Annotated in this window: 15 protein-coding genes and 2 pseudogenes; 9 read left to right on the top strand and 8 right to left on the bottom strand. The window is 68.9% G+C overall.

What is annotated here, in order from left to right:
• Window positions 1-461: hypothetical protein (locus tag IE264_RS25180; protein ID WP_051821722.1), on the bottom strand; the 461-nt coding region annotated here is incomplete at its 3' end.
• Window positions 458-943, bottom strand: a pseudogene (locus IE264_RS25175) (glycosyltransferase); the annotation flags it as partial. The gene IE264_RS25180 and the pseudogene IE264_RS25175, both read right to left, overlap by 4 nt.
• A gap of 1,293 nt (window positions 944-2,236) precedes the next feature.
• Between IE264_RS25175 and IE264_RS25170 the strand changes: the two are divergent.
• The gene (locus tag IE264_RS25170) at window positions 2,237-3,001 is read left to right on the top strand and encodes a hypothetical protein (protein WP_032755040.1); all 765 of its coding nucleotides are present in this window, start codon (window positions 2,237-2,239) and stop codon (window positions 2,999-3,001) included.
• Between the two features lie 9 nt (window positions 3,002-3,010).
• On the top strand, window positions 3,011-3,661 hold the full coding sequence (locus IE264_RS25165; RefSeq protein WP_051821723.1) for a sortase domain-containing protein: 651 nt from the start codon (window positions 3,011-3,013) through the stop codon (window positions 3,659-3,661).
• Window positions 3,662-3,829: 168 nt separating this feature from the next.
• Here IE264_RS25165 and IE264_RS25160 read toward each other — a convergent pair whose 3' ends face one another.
• Window positions 3,830-4,633: a phosphatase PAP2 family protein gene (locus IE264_RS25160; protein ID WP_190167701.1), complete on the bottom strand. Its 804-nt coding sequence runs from the start codon at window positions 4,631-4,633 to the stop codon at window positions 3,830-3,832.
• Window positions 4,634-4,755: 122 nt separating this feature from the next.
• On the opposite strand from IE264_RS25160, the gene IE264_RS25155 reads away from it, so the two are divergent.
• Window positions 4,756-5,061 carry an Rv3488 family transcriptional regulator gene (locus tag IE264_RS25155; protein ID WP_032755634.1) on the top strand — a complete coding sequence of 102 codons (306 nt, stop codon included), beginning with the start codon at window positions 4,756-4,758 and terminating at the stop codon, window positions 5,059-5,061.
• 10 nt (window positions 5,062-5,071) lie between these two features.
• On the opposite strand, the gene IE264_RS25150 is transcribed toward IE264_RS25155, so the two are convergent.
• Both IE264_RS25150 and IE264_RS25145 read right to left on the bottom strand, forming a co-directional pair.
• Window positions 5,072-5,581 carry a DoxX family protein gene (locus IE264_RS25150; protein ID WP_051821725.1) on the bottom strand — a complete coding sequence of 170 codons (510 nt, stop codon included), beginning with the start codon at window positions 5,579-5,581 and terminating at the stop codon, window positions 5,072-5,074.
• Window positions 5,582-5,686: 105 nt separating this feature from the next.
• Window positions 5,687-6,961: an APC family permease gene (locus tag IE264_RS25145; protein WP_032755043.1), complete on the bottom strand. Its 1,275-nt coding sequence runs from the start codon at window positions 6,959-6,961 to the stop codon at window positions 5,687-5,689.
• Between the two features lie 1,187 nt (window positions 6,962-8,148).
• Between IE264_RS25145 and IE264_RS38730 the strand changes: the two genes are divergently transcribed.
• Window positions 8,149-8,529 carry an SRPBCC family protein gene (locus IE264_RS38730; RefSeq protein ID WP_352396404.1) on the top strand — a complete coding sequence of 127 codons (381 nt, stop codon included), beginning with the start codon at window positions 8,149-8,151 and terminating at the stop codon, window positions 8,527-8,529.
• Between the two features lie 142 nt (window positions 8,530-8,671).
• Window positions 8,672-8,767, top strand: a pseudogene (locus IE264_RS38565) (rhodanese-like domain-containing protein); the annotation flags it as partial.
• Window positions 8,768-8,937: 170 nt separating this feature from the next.
• Here the strand turns inward: IE264_RS38565 and IE264_RS25135 are convergent.
• The 3 genes from IE264_RS25135 to IE264_RS25125 are packed head-to-tail and all read right to left on the bottom strand — an operon-like array spanning window position 8,938 to window position 10,522.
• A complete protein-coding gene (locus IE264_RS25135) occupies window positions 8,938-9,459 on the bottom strand; it encodes a signal peptidase II (protein ID WP_051821726.1) in 522 nt (173 codons plus the stop codon).
• On the bottom strand, window positions 9,456-10,148 hold the full coding sequence (locus IE264_RS25130; protein ID WP_032755045.1) for a cation diffusion facilitator family transporter: 693 nt from the start codon (window positions 10,146-10,148) through the stop codon (window positions 9,456-9,458). The genes IE264_RS25135 and IE264_RS25130 overlap by 4 nt, the downstream gene beginning before the upstream one ends.
• Window positions 10,145-10,522 (bottom strand): ArsR/SmtB family transcription factor, encoded by a 378-nt coding sequence (locus IE264_RS25125; RefSeq protein ID WP_032755047.1) that lies wholly within the window; start codon window positions 10,520-10,522, stop codon window positions 10,145-10,147. Before IE264_RS25125 ends, IE264_RS25130 begins: the two co-directional genes overlap by 4 nt.
• Before the next feature lie 256 nt (window positions 10,523-10,778).
• On the opposite strand from IE264_RS25125, the gene IE264_RS25120 reads away from it, so the two are divergent.
• From IE264_RS25120 to IE264_RS25105, 4 genes are all read left to right on the top strand, one after another.
• On the top strand, window positions 10,779-11,447 hold the full coding sequence (locus IE264_RS25120; RefSeq protein WP_308428526.1) for a response regulator transcription factor: 669 nt from the start codon (window positions 10,779-10,781) through the stop codon (window positions 11,445-11,447).
• A gap of 19 nt (window positions 11,448-11,466) precedes the next feature.
• Window positions 11,467-12,918 carry a sensor histidine kinase gene (locus tag IE264_RS25115; protein WP_078657377.1) on the top strand — a complete coding sequence of 484 codons (1,452 nt, stop codon included), beginning with the start codon at window positions 11,467-11,469 and terminating at the stop codon, window positions 12,916-12,918.
• A gap of 267 nt (window positions 12,919-13,185) precedes the next feature.
• Entirely contained in the window at window positions 13,186-15,369 is a 2,184-nt protein-coding gene (locus IE264_RS25110; protein ID WP_051821728.1) for an MMPL family transporter, read from the top strand.
• 305 nt (window positions 15,370-15,674) lie between these two features.
• Window positions 15,675-16,805, top strand: a complete 1,131-nt coding sequence (locus tag IE264_RS25105; RefSeq protein ID WP_032755049.1) for an acyl-CoA dehydrogenase family protein — start codon at window positions 15,675-15,677, stop codon at window positions 16,803-16,805.
• The last annotated feature ends 109 nt before the right edge of the window (window positions 16,806-16,914 follow it).

Below are 16,914 nucleotides of genomic sequence, written 5' to 3'. Positions count from 1 at the left end.
CAACGATCCCCACCATGACCCACAGAATACCGAGCTATCCAAATGAGATGACCTCTTAGACGCTCTCCTGCTTCCGCGTATTTCTCGGCGGCTATAGTGCGGGCCAGCGCGGGGTCGTTCAACAGGTGCGGGTGGGTGTGGAGCATCAGCTCTTTTCGGAAACCCGAAGTCACATGTGCCAGTGCGGACGTCAGGTGCCTTTGTGCGTCGGCGATCTGCTCCGCGGCTTCGGCGACGCCGGCGAGCACCGTACGCTCGGCCAGCCCGACTTTGTCCGGCTCGTTGAAACTCTCCCGCATGCGCTCCGCGATGTGGTTGAGGTGGTGATTCAGCATGCCCATGTCGTCGAGAAGATCGGGTACGGACACCTCGGCGGCAACGGCGGGGAACCCGGCGACGAGCGCGTCGATCTGCCTGGCCAGCCCGGCGCAGGCGGAGGTGGTGAAGCCGGCGGCCGTCACGAGGCTGCTCCTGCGCCGGTACGCAGGACTTCACGCAAGTGGCGGCCGTACTGCCAGGCGTGCTCCCGCGCCGCAGCCTCCAGTTCGTCGTACGAGGCGCTCTTCGTGAGCTGCCCGGCGTGCTTGCGGTAGCGGTAGACGGATACCGGCAGCAGGACCCCGGGGGCGAGGGTGGTGATGCCGAGTGACGCGCAGTAGTCCTCGCCCTGGACGAGACCGCCCATGGGAGCGGCGCGGGCCAGGTCGGTGCGGGCGAGGATGGTGGTCGGTCCGATCGGAATCGTGTCGGAGGGCTTCCGCCAGTACGTCCAGACGTCCCCGGCCGCATGTTGTCCGGGCGGCGTCGAGCAGCGCCAGAGCGTTGTCGAGCCGTCCGGATGAAGGTCCTCGCTCCACCCCGCACACCACCCCGCATCGGTCGTCTGGAGGACGTTGAGCCGTGTGGACATGGCGTGGTCGGGGAAGATGTCGTCGTTAGTTGCGGCAGACCTTGTGTCCCACACAGGTCGTGTCGCTTTACGACGGGCCGGTCGCTCGTTTCGGCTCGGATGCCAGGTGGACCATGGTGTCGCTTTCTGGAGGCCAACTGCTCCTGGAATTGTGGCAGACGTCACCCAAGGACGGGCATTGCCCTTACGTCGGAGAGGGGTGCGCCGGTGCGAGATCGTGGTCTGCGGACGGACAGCGCTCGATCTGGGAGGTTTGCCGGGGTGGCGTATGCGTGCGGGGATGCGGGTCTCCATTCGGAGGGGCGGTGGGAGTTGGTGCGAGTGTCGGCGTACGGGCACGTTGGCCATCGCGGACGGCGCGCCCGTCAAGTAGCTTTGTGCAGTGCGTAGTTACCCCGACATATGAGAGCGCGCGACTTCGTGAGCACGGGTTCTTAGGGAAGCGCCGGAATACGCGTCTGATGAGCGGCGCGTGTGTTCCGTGATCATGGGCAGAATCACCTGCCAGGCTCGGAGCGGCAGTCACTACTGGTAGCGGGCTCGGGCTCCGCTGCCGCAAGAAGGGGGGACTCAACGTTCTCCGCAGGAAGCTCGGGGGTTGGTTGAGCTTCAATAGTCGCTACGATCGCCGGTTACCCAAACCGGCGATCGTCGTCTATGTTGCGGTCGCTTGGCACAGGTGGCCCTGCGTGAAACCGCTGACAGCACTCGTGGTGCGCGGCTCTTTCAGAGGGGCCAAGCCGATCAAGTGAAGAGGCGTAGCAGTCCAGCCGGCACGCGCCGACGCCCGGGTCAGGCGGACGTGTGCTCGGGCAGTCGGGCGCGCAGCATGGTGGCGAAGTCCTCGGCGGGAGAGCTGGACGCGCAACTTGTCCACCTGCTCCGCCGCGCTCTGCTCGTACCCGCGCGCGCCGAAGGAGCGCCTCGTGCTCGTCCGGGGCGAGTTCGGCCCGGCGCCGAGGCGGTTCTGTGGCGTCCAGCAGGTCGCGCATCTGGTCCAGGGTGAAGTCGAGCGGCTTCATTCGCCGGATGTCCATGAGGCTGGCGACGTCGGTGTAGAGGCGGAAGCCGCCACCGAATTGGGCACTCGTCACCGTGATGATTAGACGCCTCACCCGCAAAGACCCTCGCACCGACAGCTGGACGAGGAAGCCTAAGCCCGCTGACATGTGACCGGTGGGTGGTTCCTGCCGGTCCCCCGAATGCCTGGCTTGGGTGGTCGCAGCACTACGAGAGGCACAGGATGTCGTGTAAAGCACCGGTATGCGCTTATTCGCGAGCGCCCCGCTTCCGGGCGGCCGGTCTCGACTCTCAGCTGGAGTACGCATGAAGAAGAAGACGGCCACCTCTGTGACCGCCCTGGTAGCGATAGCTTCCGGGGTGGTTCTGGCTCCTGTGGCGTTCGCGGGTGACGCTTCGCGCAACGGAGAACTGCACGCGGCGCTCTCGCCGATCCCCACGAGCAAGGTGACCGGCTCGGGTACGGCCATGGTGCACCTCAAGGGGAACCAGGCCACCGTGACGATCAAGACGCAGGGACTGCTCGCGGACGCACCGCACGCCCAGCACTTCCACATCGGGGCCAAGGGCCAGTGCCCGCCGGCCTCCGCGGCCAAGCAGCACAACGGCCAGCTCAGCCTGAACACCACAGACGGTCTGCCGTTCTACGGCAAGATCGGCGCCTCGCTCACCACCACAGGCGACACGGGGGCCGACCACTCGGCCCTCGCGGTGGACCGCTTCCCCAAGGGCGCCTCGTACACCTACCACCGCACCATCACCGTCAACGACGAAACCGCCAAGAGCCTCCGCGCGGAGAACGCCGTCGTCGTCGTCCACGGCATCGACTTCAACGGCAACGGCAAGTACGACAACGTCCTCGGCGCCAGCGACCTCGACCCCAGCCTGCCCTCCGAGGCCACCAACCCCGCCCTGTGCGGCCCGCTCAGGATGGCCCCCGCAGGAGCGGTCGCCGGCGGAATGGGCGGCACACAGGACAGTGACACGGTGGCACTGACCGCCGCCGCCGGCCTGCTCACCGCCGCCGCGGGCACGCTCTACCTGCGCCGCCGCAGCAGCCGCCAGAACTGACCGGCACGCATGACCGGCTTTTGGTCCCGTGGCCGCCGCGGTGCATATTCCGCGGCGGCCACCGCCTTCACCGCCAGCGCACTCGCCCTCCTTGCCACCACCGTCACCGGCCCCCAACCACCGCCGACCCCACCAGACACCGCCCGCGCCGCACCCCCCGGCACGACCGAAACTCCGGCACCGCGCAGCGCGCCCCTGCACCGCTCGGAACCCACCGGCATCCGCATCCCCGCCATCGGCATGCGAACACCGATCGACAAGGTCACCAGGGCGACCGACGGCTCCGTCGGCATGCCCCCGGACCCGGACCACGCCGGCTGGTACACCGGCTCAGCTACCCCGGGCGAGAACGGCAACGCCATCGTGGTCGGCCACCTGGACTCCCGCTCCGGCCCCGCCGCCTTCTACGGCTTGGGCGCCCTGCGCAAGGGGTCCAGGATCATGATCACCCGCCGCGACGGGAGCACCGCCCACTTCAGCGTCACCGCGATGAAAACCTGGGCCAAGGACGACTTCCCCTCCAGCCGCGTCTACGGCCCGACCATGACCCCCACACTGACGTTGATCACCTGCGCCGGGTGGGACGACGAACGCGACACCTACCGTTCCAACCTCGTGCTGACCGCAGAACCCGCCACGCCATCTCCTCAGCAGAGCTGACCGCGACTCTTGAGCGTCGCCCATTCCAGTCGCCCAGCACCCGTGTGTTGGAGCAGACCTCAGAAAGCGCTGCTGGCGTACCAGGGGGCAGAACTGCCAGCAAGACCGGGGGCGGCTTCACCCCGACGCGGCCGAGGGGGTGCTGGCCGTCCGTGACGGGGCTCGTCCTCAGACGTCGGTCTGCGATGTCGACTTGCGACGTCTGCCCGAGGGTTGCTGCGGCAGGCTCCGGCTGGGGTCGTCGGAGAGGAGCGAGGAGCTCGCACGGGCGGCGTGGCTGTTCGGTCCTGCTGTGCGCCAGGTGGCGGTGGCGCCTGCGGCCATCGCGGCACCGAGCAGGGCTCCGGCGAGGGTGTCGGTGAGCCAGTGCACACCGAGGAAGGCCCGCGTGAAACAGGCGGCGACGATGATGACAGCGGCGGTTGTTACGCCGATGCGCACCAGGGCGGTGGGCAGTTGGGCGATGCGTGCGAGCCACAGCAGCAGTACGCAGGTGGCGGCTGCGGTCATGGCGTGGCCCGAGGGCATGGCGGCGAAGTCGGCGGAGTCGACGGGGCGGTCCCACTCGGGCCGGTCGCGGCCGATGGCCCAGCGCAGCACTGATCGCAGGGCCCATTCTGCGGCGGAGGCGCAGGCCACCCACAAGGCGAGGAGCCGCTGGCGCCGGTGCCACAGCCACACCACGGCCGCGGCGAGCAGCAGGCGCATGGTCCACGGATCGACGACCCAGTCGGTGACGATCCGGCTGGTGTGGGTGAGGCCGGGGTACTGGAGTGCCGCCGCGTGCAGACGCTGGGCCACGGCTTGGTCCATGCGCAGAACCGGATGCACACCGGCGACGACCAGGGTGATGGTCAGGATTGCGCCGGTGGCGAGCAGTAGGGCGGCTTTCCCGGCCGGCTCGGCGAGCCAGGCGGTCACTGCCCTTCTGGTTGGTCCCGGCTGCCTGCTGGGCCTGTCGATGTCGGTCATCGCTGTTGTCTCCTCGATGGATTGGGTCATGGAGCCGGAGTGAGGGGCGGCATCTCGTCGTAGACTCGGTACCCGATATCGGTTTCGTCACTGCCCTGGAGGGCGGGGAGGTGGGGTACAGGGTGCGGGAGTTCCAGCGGGGCGCGGTGCGGTTGCACATCCTGCATCATGCGGCCGAGGAGGAGATCCACGGCGCGTGGATGACTGAGGAGCTGGCCTCTCACGGTTACCAGATCAGCCCCGGCACCCTGTATCCGACGCTGCACCGCCTGGAGGCGGACGGGCTGCTGGTCTCCGAGCAGCGGGTCGTCGATGGCCGTACCCGGCGCGTCTACAAGGCGACGGCGGCCGGGAAGAAGGCGCTCGCCGAGGACCGGCAGGCGCTCAAGGAGCTGGCGCGAGAGGTCCTCGGCAACGACGCTTCGTAGGTCCGGTGCGTCAGCGGCTCGTGGACGGGGCCGCCGTGGCCGGGCCGGCGGCCCGGCGGGTGAGGCGGGCGTCGAGTGAGAGGGCGCCGGCGCCGACGAGGAGCAGGAAGAGGCTGCCGCACAACTGGGCCAGGTCGGTACGCGATTCGTGGGCGAAGTCCCACCAGCCGGACTTGCCGGCGAACAGCGGGGCGTTGCCCCACAGGATCGGCAGCTTGGTGATCAGCAGCGCGCCGAGCATGTTCACGATCATCGGGATCGCGGCGAGGCGGATGGCGAGGCCGGCCAGGATCAGCAGGCCGCAGGCGATCTCGAAGGCCCCGTCCATCGGCGCGAAGAAGCCGGGGGCGGGGATGCCGGCCTTGTCGAACCGGCCGGTGCCCTGCGCGTCGGGGCGGAGAAACTTCAACATGCCCTCGGAGACGAAGACCGCCCCGACGTACAGGCGGATCAGGACCGTCGCTGTGGGCGCGTCGGTGGCGGTCAGCTTCGCCTGCCAGGTGCTGCCGGGCTGAGACATGGAGATAACCCTCGGTCGTCGCGGAAACGTATCGGCTCTCGATATCGTCCCGCGAGGAAGAGGGGCATCGGCGGTTTTCCGCCGCCTCGGGTGGGCGCGTCGCAGCTAGGAGCTGCGGGCGGCCACGGTGCGGCGTACCCCGTACGCGGCGGCGCCGGCGGCCAGTACCGCGGCGCCCCAGATCACCGAGGAGACCGGCAGCGCGAAGGCCAGAACGATGCAGCCCGCCAGCCCGACGGCGGGGATGACCCTGGCCGGGCGGCCCTCGCCCGGCGTGAGGGTCCAGGCGGAGGCGTTGGCGATCGCGTAGTACGCCAGCACTCCGAAGGATGAGAAGCCGATCGCCCCGCGCACGTCGGCGGTCGCGGCCACGACCGCCACCACCGCCCCCACGGCCAGTTCGGCACGGTGGGGCACCTTGAACTTCGGGTGAACGGCGGCCAGGGCGTGCGGCAGGTGCCGGTCGCGGGCCATGGCCAGCGTGGTGCGGGAGACGCCCAGGACCAGCGCGAGCAGCGAGCCGAGCGCGGCCACCGCCGCGCCGACGCGCACGACCGGGCCCAGCCAGTCGGCGCCGGCCGCACGGGCCGCATCCGACAGCGGCGCGGCGGCCTCCGCCAGCCCCTTCGGGCCCAGGACCGTCAAAACCGCGACGGCGACGACGGCGTAGGCGACCAGGGTGATGCCGAGCGCGATCGGGATGGCCCGGGGGATGGTGCGCTCAGGGTCGCGGACCTCCTCGCCGAGCGTGGCGATCCGCGCGTACCCGGCGAAGGCGAAGAACAGCAGGCCCGCCGCCTGGAGCACCCCGCCGACGGTCGCGTCCGAACCGACGTGCAGCCGGGCCCCGTCCGACGCGGACGAGGTGAGGGCGGCGACCACCACCGCGGCGAGCACCGCCAGGACCACCGCCACGATGACCCGGGTCACAAGCGCGGACTTGTGCACCCCGGCATAGTTGAGGGCCGTTAGCGCCACCACCGCAGCGACCGCCACCGCGTGCGCCTGACCGGGCCACACGTACGAGCCGACGGTGAGCGCCATGGCCGCGCAGGAAGCGGTCTTGCCGACCACGAACCCCCACCCGGCGAGGTAACCCCAGAAGTCACCGAGGCGCTCACGGCCGTAGACGTAGGTACCGCCCGACGCCGGATACCGGGCCGCCAGCCGCGCGGAGGAGGTGGCGTTGCAGTACGCGACCACGGCCGCCAGCGCCAAACCGATCAGCAGCCCGGACCCGGCGGCCTGCGCGGCCGGGGCGAGGGCGGCGAAGATCCCCGCGCCGATCATCGACCCCAGCCCGATCACCACAGCGTCGGACACCCCGAGCCGGCGGTGCAGCTCGTCCGGCACTCCAGCGGCGGTCGATGGTCTGCTCATGACTCACTCCTTCGGCGGCGCAGCCGCGCACTTAACGAACTCCGATATCGGGAGACGATACGTGAGGCCGGACCGACGGCCGCACGCAGGCTGCCGGCTTCGTGTTCGCATGCCAGAGCGCGCCGAACCGGCCGCTGTCGTCGAACAGTGCTCCCGTGGGGCCTGTGAGGTATCCGTACACGAGGTGCAATACCGCCCAGCAGGAACTCCCGAGCCAGCTCGACGTGCTCGGCGAGGTCGTTCACCCCGTGCCCGGCGTCCGGGTAGGTATTTCCGGCTCGGAGGCGTTGTCCTGCGCGACGTCTTCACCGGTGCCACCCGCGACCTGGACGTGACGGGCCTGTTCATCGCTATCGGTCACGAGACGCACCGCCGGAAGATCACTAGCAGTCGACAGCTACTGCGTGTTATGGCTGCCCATGGTCACGCGGAAATGCTCGAATTGGTGCTCATGATCACGCGGAACTGCTCGCGGAAACGCGGAATCTCGATGCGTATGTAGGTTCCGCGACTCCGTGGACACTCGCGGCCCTCCGACCTGGTGTGTTGGTGTCGGTGAGCACTCCCGGCTGTGGACGCCGTCGTTTGATCATGAGCAAAAGCCCTCTGTGGGCGTGTTTGCGCCGTAACGCTGGGTAGTGCTCGCTGTACTACGCGCCCGGGCGCGCTGGTGTGAGTGGGGCTGGGGGATGGCTCCTCCGACGTTGCGGCCAGCAGGTCGCGCGCATGGCGGACTGCTGGAGTTCTGGGGAAAGGGGGAGCTTCAAGTGTCGCGAGGATCGCCGGTTTGGGTAACCGGCGATCGTGGTCTATGTTGCGGCGACAGGCCCTAGGGTCGAGAGGCCAGGAGTCGTCGGGACTGGGCGTGAGGGGTCGCCCGTGCCGGGCGATCGAATCGACGCCGGGCCGGGCGTATAGCTGTCGGGAGCGGACGGAGTGCTACTCCGCGAGCGCGCTGCCCCTCGGTCAATTCGAGGTGCTTCCGGACGGGCCGGAGCAGTCGAGGCAGGTCTTCGGCGAGTGATATCCGCGGGCTTCATTCTGTTTCCGGACGCTGTCCGGCTCGTTGAAGACCATGATCACTGTACTGCGCGGTCGGTCCGCCCTGCCGCCACGGTGGCGGGCAAACCGGTCCGAGAAGGAGAAGAAGCACGTGTCCCAGATGACCTTTCAGGTCGTCGCTCCATCTGTCGGGCCCGCCGAGGCGTACCGACAGATCAGCGACTTCGCGCTACCCGGAGCTGTCCGAGACGTTCCGGGAAGTCCGCGTCAGCCCCTTGTCCTCCGACGGGTCGCAACCGTCCGACTGGTCGATCGATTTCCGTAACGGCCTCATGATGTGGCAGCAGCGCACCATCCTCACGCCCGAACGCCAGGGAATCGCCTTCGAGCAGGTAGTGGGTGACTTCGGCTCGTTCCGGGGCGGGCGGCGGAGCGACGCGGACGGCAAGAGTTCCCGCCTGCGCCCTGACTCGGAGGAGCCCAACGCTGCTTCTGTTGACAGACGGGACTTTATGGCCTCCAGGGCTTGCTGGCCGGTCAGTTGTAGACGACGGAGCGTACCTTGAGGCGTTCCGAGGCTCCGCCGGTGTGGGGGCGGAGGGTGAAGGACTCACCTTCACAGTTGGCGCCGGTGAAAACTGTGGCCCAGGCGTCTGTGCGGTTCTCCGGCGAGTGGCCGGGCTGGGGTTGTCCTCGCCGACGCCGCCCATGGATCGCCAGGTCCGCCTCGCCGCTGGCACCCTGGCCCTCACCAGCTTTGTGGCCGGTCTCATCTGGCCGCCCGTGCACTGGCTGTCCGGGGCCATCGGCGCCAGACTCGTCTTCTCCGGCGTGACCAACACCTGCGGCATGGCCGCAGCCCTGCCACAACCGGCCGCCCAAGAGCAGGGTCTCCTTCCAGGAGACCCTGCTGCGCGTGGCCGCCTGACTCGCCCCGGTGCCCCCCGGTCCGGCGTGCCGCAGCTGGAGCCCGGCTACTGCTGTGCTGGGCTGATCCGTTCCGTCCTTCCTCCGGGCGGGTTCTCGCGCCAGGACAGGGCCAGCAGCAGCAGACCGCCGACGACGATGAAGACGTCGGCGAGGTTGAAGGTGGGCCACCAGCCGGTGTGCAGGTAGTCGGTGACCCGCCCGTCCGGCGCGCGGTCGATGAGGTTGGCGAGGGCGCCGCCGAGAACGGCGGCGAGCACGATGCCCCACGGTCGGCGGGACGTTGCAGCGGTCCGCCACAGCACGACGGCGACGGCGGTCGTGATCAGAGCGGTGACCGCGACGACGGTCCAGGCAGGGGCATCGGCAGCGAAGGAGAACGCGACGCCGGAGTTGAATGCGAGCTCCAGGTCGAGCGGGCCGCCCTCCACAGGAGAGCCCGGCAGGGCGCGCTCCGCCCATGCCTTGATGGCCAGGTCCGTGCCGGCCAGGACGGCGGCCAGGGCCAGCAGCCCCGTCCGGCGCTTGAGGGCGCCGGACGGGGCCACGGCTGTGGTGGGGGCGGTCACTTGCAGCCGTCCGAGCAGGACGAGTCGCCGGTCGTGGTGGCGGGCTTGTCGTCGTCGTCGCAGACGAGTTCGCCTTCCCAGGCTTCCTTGCCTTCCATGATGGCGAAGGCGGCGATGACGAAGCCGGCGACCGGGTCGAGCCAGGTCCAGCCGAACGCGGCGAACGCGAGCAGGCCGACGAAGGTGGAGACCGACAGCCAGGCGCAGAGCTTGGTCTCGGCGGCGTCCGCGACGACCAGGCGGGAATTCATCTCCAGTCCCGCCCTGCGCTTGGCGCGGGCCAGCCACGGCATGATCACGATGGACAGGCCGGTCAGGACGATACCGACGATCGAGGTGTCGGGCTTCTCGCCGCCGAACAGGTCGCGGATGCCTTCGACGGTGACGTACGCGGCGAGCGCGAAGAAGGTGATCGCGATGAACTTCAGCGCCCGGCGTTCCTTGGCCTCGTCCGGCTCGCCGCCCTTGATCTCCGCCAGCAGCCGCACCAGGACCACCACGGCTGCGGCGACCTCGATGCCGGAGTCGATGCCGAAGCCGATCAGGGAGACCGCCCCGGCGACCGTGCCGGCCGCGATGGCGATGATCCCCTCGATCACGTTGTAGCCGATGGTGAACTTCGCGTACCGCACCGCGCGGTGCGCGGCAGGACCGGTGACGTCGGGAACAGTGGTGGGGCCGGCACTCATCGGACGGACTCCTCGGCGGCAGAAACGGTTCCGTAGGCGGGACACAGATCGACGGCCTCACCCGTCGCGGCGAGCAGATGCTCGGCGGATGCCAGCAGGTCCAGCAGCTCCGGGCGGGCCAGCGAGTACAGGGAAGCCCGGCCCTGCGGCCGGGAGGTGATCAGACCGCAGTCGCGCAGGCAGGACAGGTGGGCCGAGACCGTGGACTGCGCCAGTCCGATGCAGACGACCAGGTCAGTCACGCGGGCTTCGCCTTCCGCCAGACGGCGCAGGATCGCCAGCCGTGCGGGGTCGCCGAGCGACCGGAAGAGTGCGACGGCCGCCGTGGGGGCCGAGCACGGATCGGCTGTGCTGACTGGTTCGGTGGGTTTCATCGTCACTCTCCGCTGTGAGGCCTGGTCATCAGGGTTATCACGGCTCGCAGCCGTGGGCAGGGTTCCATTCCAACTATTCATCGTCCTTTGACGATGATAGCGTCGCATGGCGATGAGGGTACCGGGGAAATCGACTCTCCGGTTACTCATCGGTTTCATCCATCTGTTCCGATTACATCGCTAGCATCCGATGTTGCAGCGGTTCGTCAGGGGGACGAATCCGCTCATCGGGGGTGCGGAGATGCAGGTTCTTGTGGTGGAGGACGACGCCCGGATCGCGGAGGCGCTCACAGAAGCGCTGCAGCGATTCGGGCACGAGGTCGATTGGGTCGCCAGTGGGGCGGAAGCACTTCGCGCCGTACCGGATGCACAGTTCGTTCTGCTGGACCTGGGGTTGCCGGACCTGGACGGTCAGGAGGTGTGCCGCCGGGTCCGGGAGACATCGGCCGTGCCGATCATCGCCGTCACCGCCCGGTCGGAGGAACTGGACCGGATTCTGGTGCTGCAGGCGGGAGCCGACGACTACATGGTCAAGCCGTACAGCATGCGAGAGCTGATGGCGCGTATGGAGGCGGTGTGCCGGAGAACCAGGTCCTCGCCGCCCCCGGGCGCAGGCGAGGAGGAAGAGGGATGCGTGTTCGGTCCGCTCACCGTGGATCTGCGCACTCGACAGGTTGCTCTGCACGGTCAGCTCCTTCGCCTCACACGACGTGAGTTCGACCTGTTGGCAGCACTGCTCACCGACCCGGGGGCCGTACGCCATCGAGAAGATCTGATCAACGAGGTCTGGGACCCGAACTGGCACGGTTCCACGCGCACGCTCGACGTCCACATCGGCTCGCTGCGCTCCAAACTCGGCAGCAGGAACTGGGTGGAGTCCGTGCGAGGCGTGGGGTTCCGCCTCGTCCTGCCCGACCGACCGTGACCAGGCCGGACCACACTGCATGCCGCTCTGCCGGAACAAGAGGGGAAAGACAATGCGGCGTCATCTGATCGGTGCCCTGGTGGCCTTACCCGTCGCGGTCGTTGCCGTGCTCGGACTGCCACTGGCCATGGAACGCAGCGACAAAGCATTACGGGAGCTCGCCCACGCACGCGCCGTCGAGGCGCGGCAGCTGTCATCCGCCGCCGAACGGGCGCTGACCGGCCGGGGACAGGAAACTCTCGCGGAAACGATCGCCGCCTACCAGGACCGCACCGGTGGCCGCGCCCACGTCTACGACGCCCGAGGGCGCTCTGTGGAAGGAGCCCTGTGCCTGCTGACGCCCGCCGAGCTCGCGGACCAGAGGGTGGTGCAGGCAGCTCTGAGGGGCCAGTTCACCGACTCGGCCGACCGCGAGGTTTCCGAACGCCCGGACGAGCTGATCGTCGCCATACCGGTGCTCCACCAAGGGCTGCTGGTCGGCGTCGTGGTGGTGTGCTCCGCACTGGACGATCTGGAACTGAAACAATGGACGATCTGGGCGGTCGTCGCCGTGATAGGCGCTCTCGCACTGGCCGCGAGCGGATTCCTGGCCGAACCCCTCGCCCGCTGGATCCTGCGCCCCGTGCACTACCTGGAGAGCGCCGCGCGCCGGTTCGCGGCAGGTGACCACGGCGCGCGCGTGCCTGTCCATCTCGGGCCGCCCGACCTGCGGGTGCTGGCCGAAACCTTCAATCACCTGGCTGAGCAGGTGCAGCAGCGGGTGAGGGTGCAGAAGGCTTTCGTCTCCGACGCCTCACACCAGATGCGTTCTCCTCTGGTGGCTCTGCGGCTGCGGCTGGAGAACATGGAACCGCACATGAGAACGGACGGGACGCGCAGCCTCGAGCAGGCCATCGGTGAAGTCGACCGGATGACCGGCATCCTCAACGCCCTGCTGCTGCTGGCACGGGCGGAGTCCGGTGCCCAGAGCACCGAACCCGTGGACGTACTCGCCGTCCTGGAGGAGCGCGTCGCGTCCTGGCGTCTGTTGACCGAGCCGCGGCGCGTGACGCTCGCGATCGACCGTGACGCCGAGGTACTGGCCGCAGCGGTCTCGGGCACGGTGGACCAGATCATCGACATCTTCCTCGACAACGCGGTGCGGGTAGCACCCCCTGGCAGCACTGTATGGCTGCGGCTCGTCCAGGACGCCGAGACCGTTGCCGTGCAGTGCATCGACGAAGGCCCGGGGATGAGCGACGCGGAGCGGGCCCGTGCCTGCGACCGGTTCTGGCGCGGCCCCGGCGCTCTCGCGGGCGAGGGGTCCGGCCTGGGGCTCGCGATCGCCGCCAGTCTCGCCCGCGCCAACAACGGCAGCATCCTCCTGCAAGAAGCCGCAGGAGGAGGACTTCACGCCGAGGCACGCCTGATGGCCTGGCCCCCAAGCGGCGAACCACAGACCGGCATGCTGCTGAAGAGGAGCAGGAGGTGACCCCGGGCCGTGTCCTGCATCTCTCCTGCACGTGAGCTGTCCGGCCGCTGACCGACGCCTTCCTATGCTGACGCCCGATCTAACAAGCCCGGCCCCGGCCCCGGTCCGGCGTGCCGGGCCCTCATCCTGCCCTTTCGCGCGCGTCCTCCCCCGGGCTGGCGCGCCCTAGTCAATCCTCAAGGAGAAGCCGTGGGTTCCGCATCCACCGTCCGTAGTGAGACCGCTCCCGACACCGTGCCACCGGTACCAGCCCGTGGACTGGCTCGCATGGGCCGATGGCTGGCCCGCCGCAGACTGCTGGTCCTGCTGGTCACCCTGGCGGCTCTGGTCGTGGCCGTACCGTTCGGATCCGACGTCGAAAGCCGACTGTCCGAAGGCGGCATTACCGTTCCCGCCTCGGAGTCCGCCCTCGCGGATGAACTGCTTAACACCCGCTTCGAAGGCGGGTCCCCGCACCTGGTGTTCATCGCAGCTGCCGACAAGGACATCAACGCCGCCCCGGTCAGCAGCGAAGGAACAGCGCTGACAAAGCAGCTCGCCGATGAGCCGGGCGTCGTTCAGGCCGCTTCCTACTGGACTCTCGGCAAGGCGCCCACACTCCGCTCGAAGGACGGCACGACCGGCCTGATCATGGTGCGGCTGGCCGGCGACGAGGACCAGGTCCGCAAGACCGCCGCCCGGATCGTCCCCGAAGTGGTCGGCGACCGCGGTCCCCTCAAGGTCACCGCCACCGGCGTGACCGCCGTACGCATGGAGATCGAAAAGCGCAGCGAGGAAGACCTCACCAAGGCAGAGCTGCTCTCCGGACCTCTCGTGCTGATCATCCTGCTGCTCGTCTTCGGCAGCGTCGTGGCGGCCAGCACTCCCCTCGCGGTCGGCATCCTCGCCGTCATCGGGTCCTTCGTCATCCTGCGCCTGCTCGACATGGTCGTCCAGGTGTCGGTGTTCTCCGTCAACATCACCACCGCCCTCGGCCTGGGCCTGGCCATCGACTACAGCCTCTTCATCGTCACCCGCTACCGGGAAGAACTGGCCCGCGGCCGCACCGTGCACGAGGCGATCGCCCAGTCCGTACGCACCGCCGGCCGCACGGTGCTCTTCTCCGCCCTCACCGTCGCCGTATCTCTCTCGGCGATGCTGGTCTTCCCCATGTACCACCTGCGCTCCTTCGCCTACTCCGGCATCGCCGTGGTGATCCTGGCCGCCCTCGGGTCCGTCATCATCCTGCCCGCCCTGCTTGCCGTCCTCGGCCACCGCATCGACTCCCTCAACGTGCGCCGCCTCTTCCGCCGCAACGCCAAAGCCGCCACCGCGCACACCGACCGGGAAGGGTTCTGGCACAAGCTGGCCATGGCGGTCATGCGCCGCCCGCTTCCCTTCGCCCTCACCGTCACCGCAATCCTGGTCGCCCTCGGCCTGCCGTTCCTGCGCGCCGAGTTCGGCGACAGCGACGACCGGGTCCTGCCCGCCAGCTCGCCGGCCCACCAAGGCGCCCAAGTCCTGCGCGAGGAGTTCGACAACCGGGAGGGATCGCCCCTGAACGTCGTCCTGCCCGACCTCAGCGCCCAGGCCCAGTCCACCGAACTGGCCGGGTACGCCGAGCAGTTGTCGACCGTGCCCGGTATCACCCGCGTCGACGCCCTCACCGGCTCCTACAGCGAAGGACGGCAGGTCGCCCCGCCGGGACCGGCCTCCGCCCGGTTCAAGGCGGACCGGGGCACCTGGCTGTCGGTGGTCTCCGACACCGAGCCGTACTCCGAGCGCGGCATGGACCTGGTCGACACCATCCGAGCCCAGCCCGCGCCCGGCACCGCCCTCGTAGGCGGCCAGGCCGCCCTGCTCGTCGACTCCAAAGACACCCTCGCAGACAAGCTGCCCTGGGCGCTCGGCATCATCGCCGTCTCGACGATGGTGCTGCTGTTCCTGTTCACCGGCAGCCTGCTCATCCCCTTGAAGGCCATCGCGCTGAACCTGCTCAGCCTCACAGCCACCTTCGGGGCGATGGTCTACATCTTCCAGGACGGTCATCTTCGCTGGCTCGTCGGTGACTTCACCGTCACCGGCATGCTCGACATCGACACTCCCATCCTCATGTTCTGCGTCGCCTTCGGCCTGTCCATGGACTACGAGGTCTTCCTTCTCTCACGCATCAAGGAGGAGTACCACCGCACTGGAGATAACATCTCGGCCGTCGCCTGGGGCCTTGAGCGCACCGGCCGACTGGTGACCGCTGCCGCCGCGCTGGTCGCCACCGTCCTGCTCGCCTTCGCCACCTCCGGGCTCACCCCGCTCAAACTCCTGGGAGTGGGCCTCGCGCTCGCCGTGATCGTCGACGCCACCCTCGTGCGCGGCATCCTCGTACCGGCCTTCATGCGCCTGGCCGGACGCGCCAACTGGTGGGCCCCCCGCCCCCTGGCACGCCTGCACCAGAAGATCGGCCTCGACGACTAGACAGCATCTCTCCCACGACCGCACAGGGTGGGGGCCGGGCATCAGCCCAGGACCCCACCCTGTGAACGCGTGCCTCCTGCCTCGACGGCCGGGCGCGTGCACGGATGGCCGGCTTCCGATACAGCTCAGCTCTCACCCCACCCTGTCGAACTCATGAGCGGAACCTGCATTTCCGCTGCAGGACTGCTGCAAATGCGCCTCGTAGCGTTGGCGACGCCGCTGACGGCACCTGACCCGCACTCCGCATGCGGGACTGCCGAACTGGCTGATACATGTCAAACCAACCAGGTGGGGGACCCGGTCCAATGCGCTATCTGCAGCGTGAACGCACCATCGTCGAAACACTGTTGCCCGGCCTGGACGGACTCCTCGCCGCGTCGTCGTTGACGGAGCTGGAGGCAGCCGGCGGCCCCGGGGTGAAGCTGTTCACCGAAGCCGGCGGACCGGGCCTTCTGGTGCCCAGCGAGCACGGTGGCAAGGGCGCGGACCTGCTCACCGCCGTGCGCGTCCAGCGCGCGCTCGGATCCCGCTCGCCGTCGCTTGCTGTGGCCACCACGATGCACCACTTCTCCGTGGCGTCCTTGGTGGAGGCGGCAGCCACCAGCAGCGGCCTGGAATGGATGCTGCTCGCGGCGATCGCGAAGGACAACCTGCTGCTCGCCTCCGGTTTCGCCGAAGGCCGGACCGGCCAGGGCATTCTCAACCCGGCCCTGACCGCCCGCACCGACGGCGACAAGGTGTTCCTCAGCGGGTCGAAAAAGCCCTGCAGCCTGGCCCGCTCCATGAATCTGCTCACCGCATCCCTGCCCCTTCCCGGCCCGGACGGCACCGAGCAACTCGCCATTGCTCTCATCCCCGCAGACTCACCAGGGGTCTCCGTCAAGCCGTTCTGGGGCAGTCCGATCCTGGCCGGCGCCGAGAGCGACGAAGTCGTCCTCGACGACGTCGAAGTACCGCCCGAGCTGCTGGTGCGCACCGACGTCACCGCGGACGGCCGACTCGACCAGCTGCAGACCGTCGGATTCGTCTGGTTCGAAACCCTCATGACCGCCAGCTACCTGGGCGCAGTCTCCGCTCTCGTCGAACGCATCCTGCTCAACCAGCGGGTGGACCCGGCAGTGCAAGCCGACGCGGTCGCCGCTGTCGAAGCCGCCGTGCTCGCCCTGGAGGGGCTCGCCGCCGACACGGCCAGCGGAATCAGCCAGGACACCCTGGCACGGTCGCTGATGTGCCGCTATGCCGCGCAGGACACGATCGGACGCGTGCTGTCGGTGACGCTGGAAGCATTGGGAGGGATGGCATTCATCGGTTCCCCGGACGTCGCCTACCTCAACTCCGCCTGCCGAGCGCTGGCCTTCCACCCCCCCTCCCGCGCCCGTATGGCCGCCCCGCTGGCTGAGTACTTCGCCGGCCACGCACACCTGCGCATCCCCTGATCCCACGACTGGTCCGATCCCGAACCCGTCGCTTCGCTCCCACGTCTCTTCGCGCCCCCTCCCGGGCAGGACATCACCGTGCCACGAAGCCCTGGCACCCGCCGACGGG

Source organism: Streptomyces microflavus, assembly GCF_014650075.1.
Classification (GTDB): Bacteria; Actinomycetota; Actinomycetes; order Streptomycetales; family Streptomycetaceae; genus Streptomyces; species Streptomyces microflavus.
This window is presented reverse-complemented; position numbering and strand designations above follow the sequence as displayed.

Bases quoted from the DNA above. Each gene is read 5' to 3' on its own strand.
- IE264_RS25170 (WP_032755040.1), top strand. From the start codon at position 2,237: ATGAAGAAGAAGACGGCCACCTCTGTGACCGCCCTGGTAGCGATAGCT.
- IE264_RS25165 (WP_051821723.1), top strand. From the start codon at position 3,011: ATGACCGGCTTTTGGTCCCGTGGCCGCCGCGGTGCATATTCCGCGGCG.
- IE264_RS25160 (WP_190167701.1), bottom strand. From the start codon at position 4,633: ATGACCGACATCGACAGGCCCAGCAGGCAGCCGGGACCAACCAGAAGG.
- IE264_RS25150 (WP_051821725.1), bottom strand. From the start codon at position 5,581: ATGTCTCAGCCCGGCAGCACCTGGCAGGCGAAGCTGACCGCCACCGAC.
- IE264_RS25145 (WP_032755043.1), bottom strand. From the start codon at position 6,961: ATGAGCAGACCATCGACCGCCGCTGGAGTGCCGGACGAGCTGCACCGC.
- IE264_RS25130 (WP_032755045.1), bottom strand. From the start codon at position 10,148: ATGAGTGCCGGCCCCACCACTGTTCCCGACGTCACCGGTCCTGCCGCG.
- IE264_RS25125 (WP_032755047.1), bottom strand. From the start codon at position 10,522: ATGAAACCCACCGAACCAGTCAGCACAGCCGATCCGTGCTCGGCCCCC.
- IE264_RS25115 (WP_078657377.1), top strand. From the start codon at position 11,467: ATGCCGCTCTGCCGGAACAAGAGGGGAAAGACAATGCGGCGTCATCTG.
- IE264_RS25110 (WP_051821728.1), top strand. From the start codon at position 13,186: ATGGGCCGATGGCTGGCCCGCCGCAGACTGCTGGTCCTGCTGGTCACC.
- IE264_RS25105 (WP_032755049.1), top strand. From the start codon at position 15,675: ATGCGCTATCTGCAGCGTGAACGCACCATCGTCGAAACACTGTTGCCC.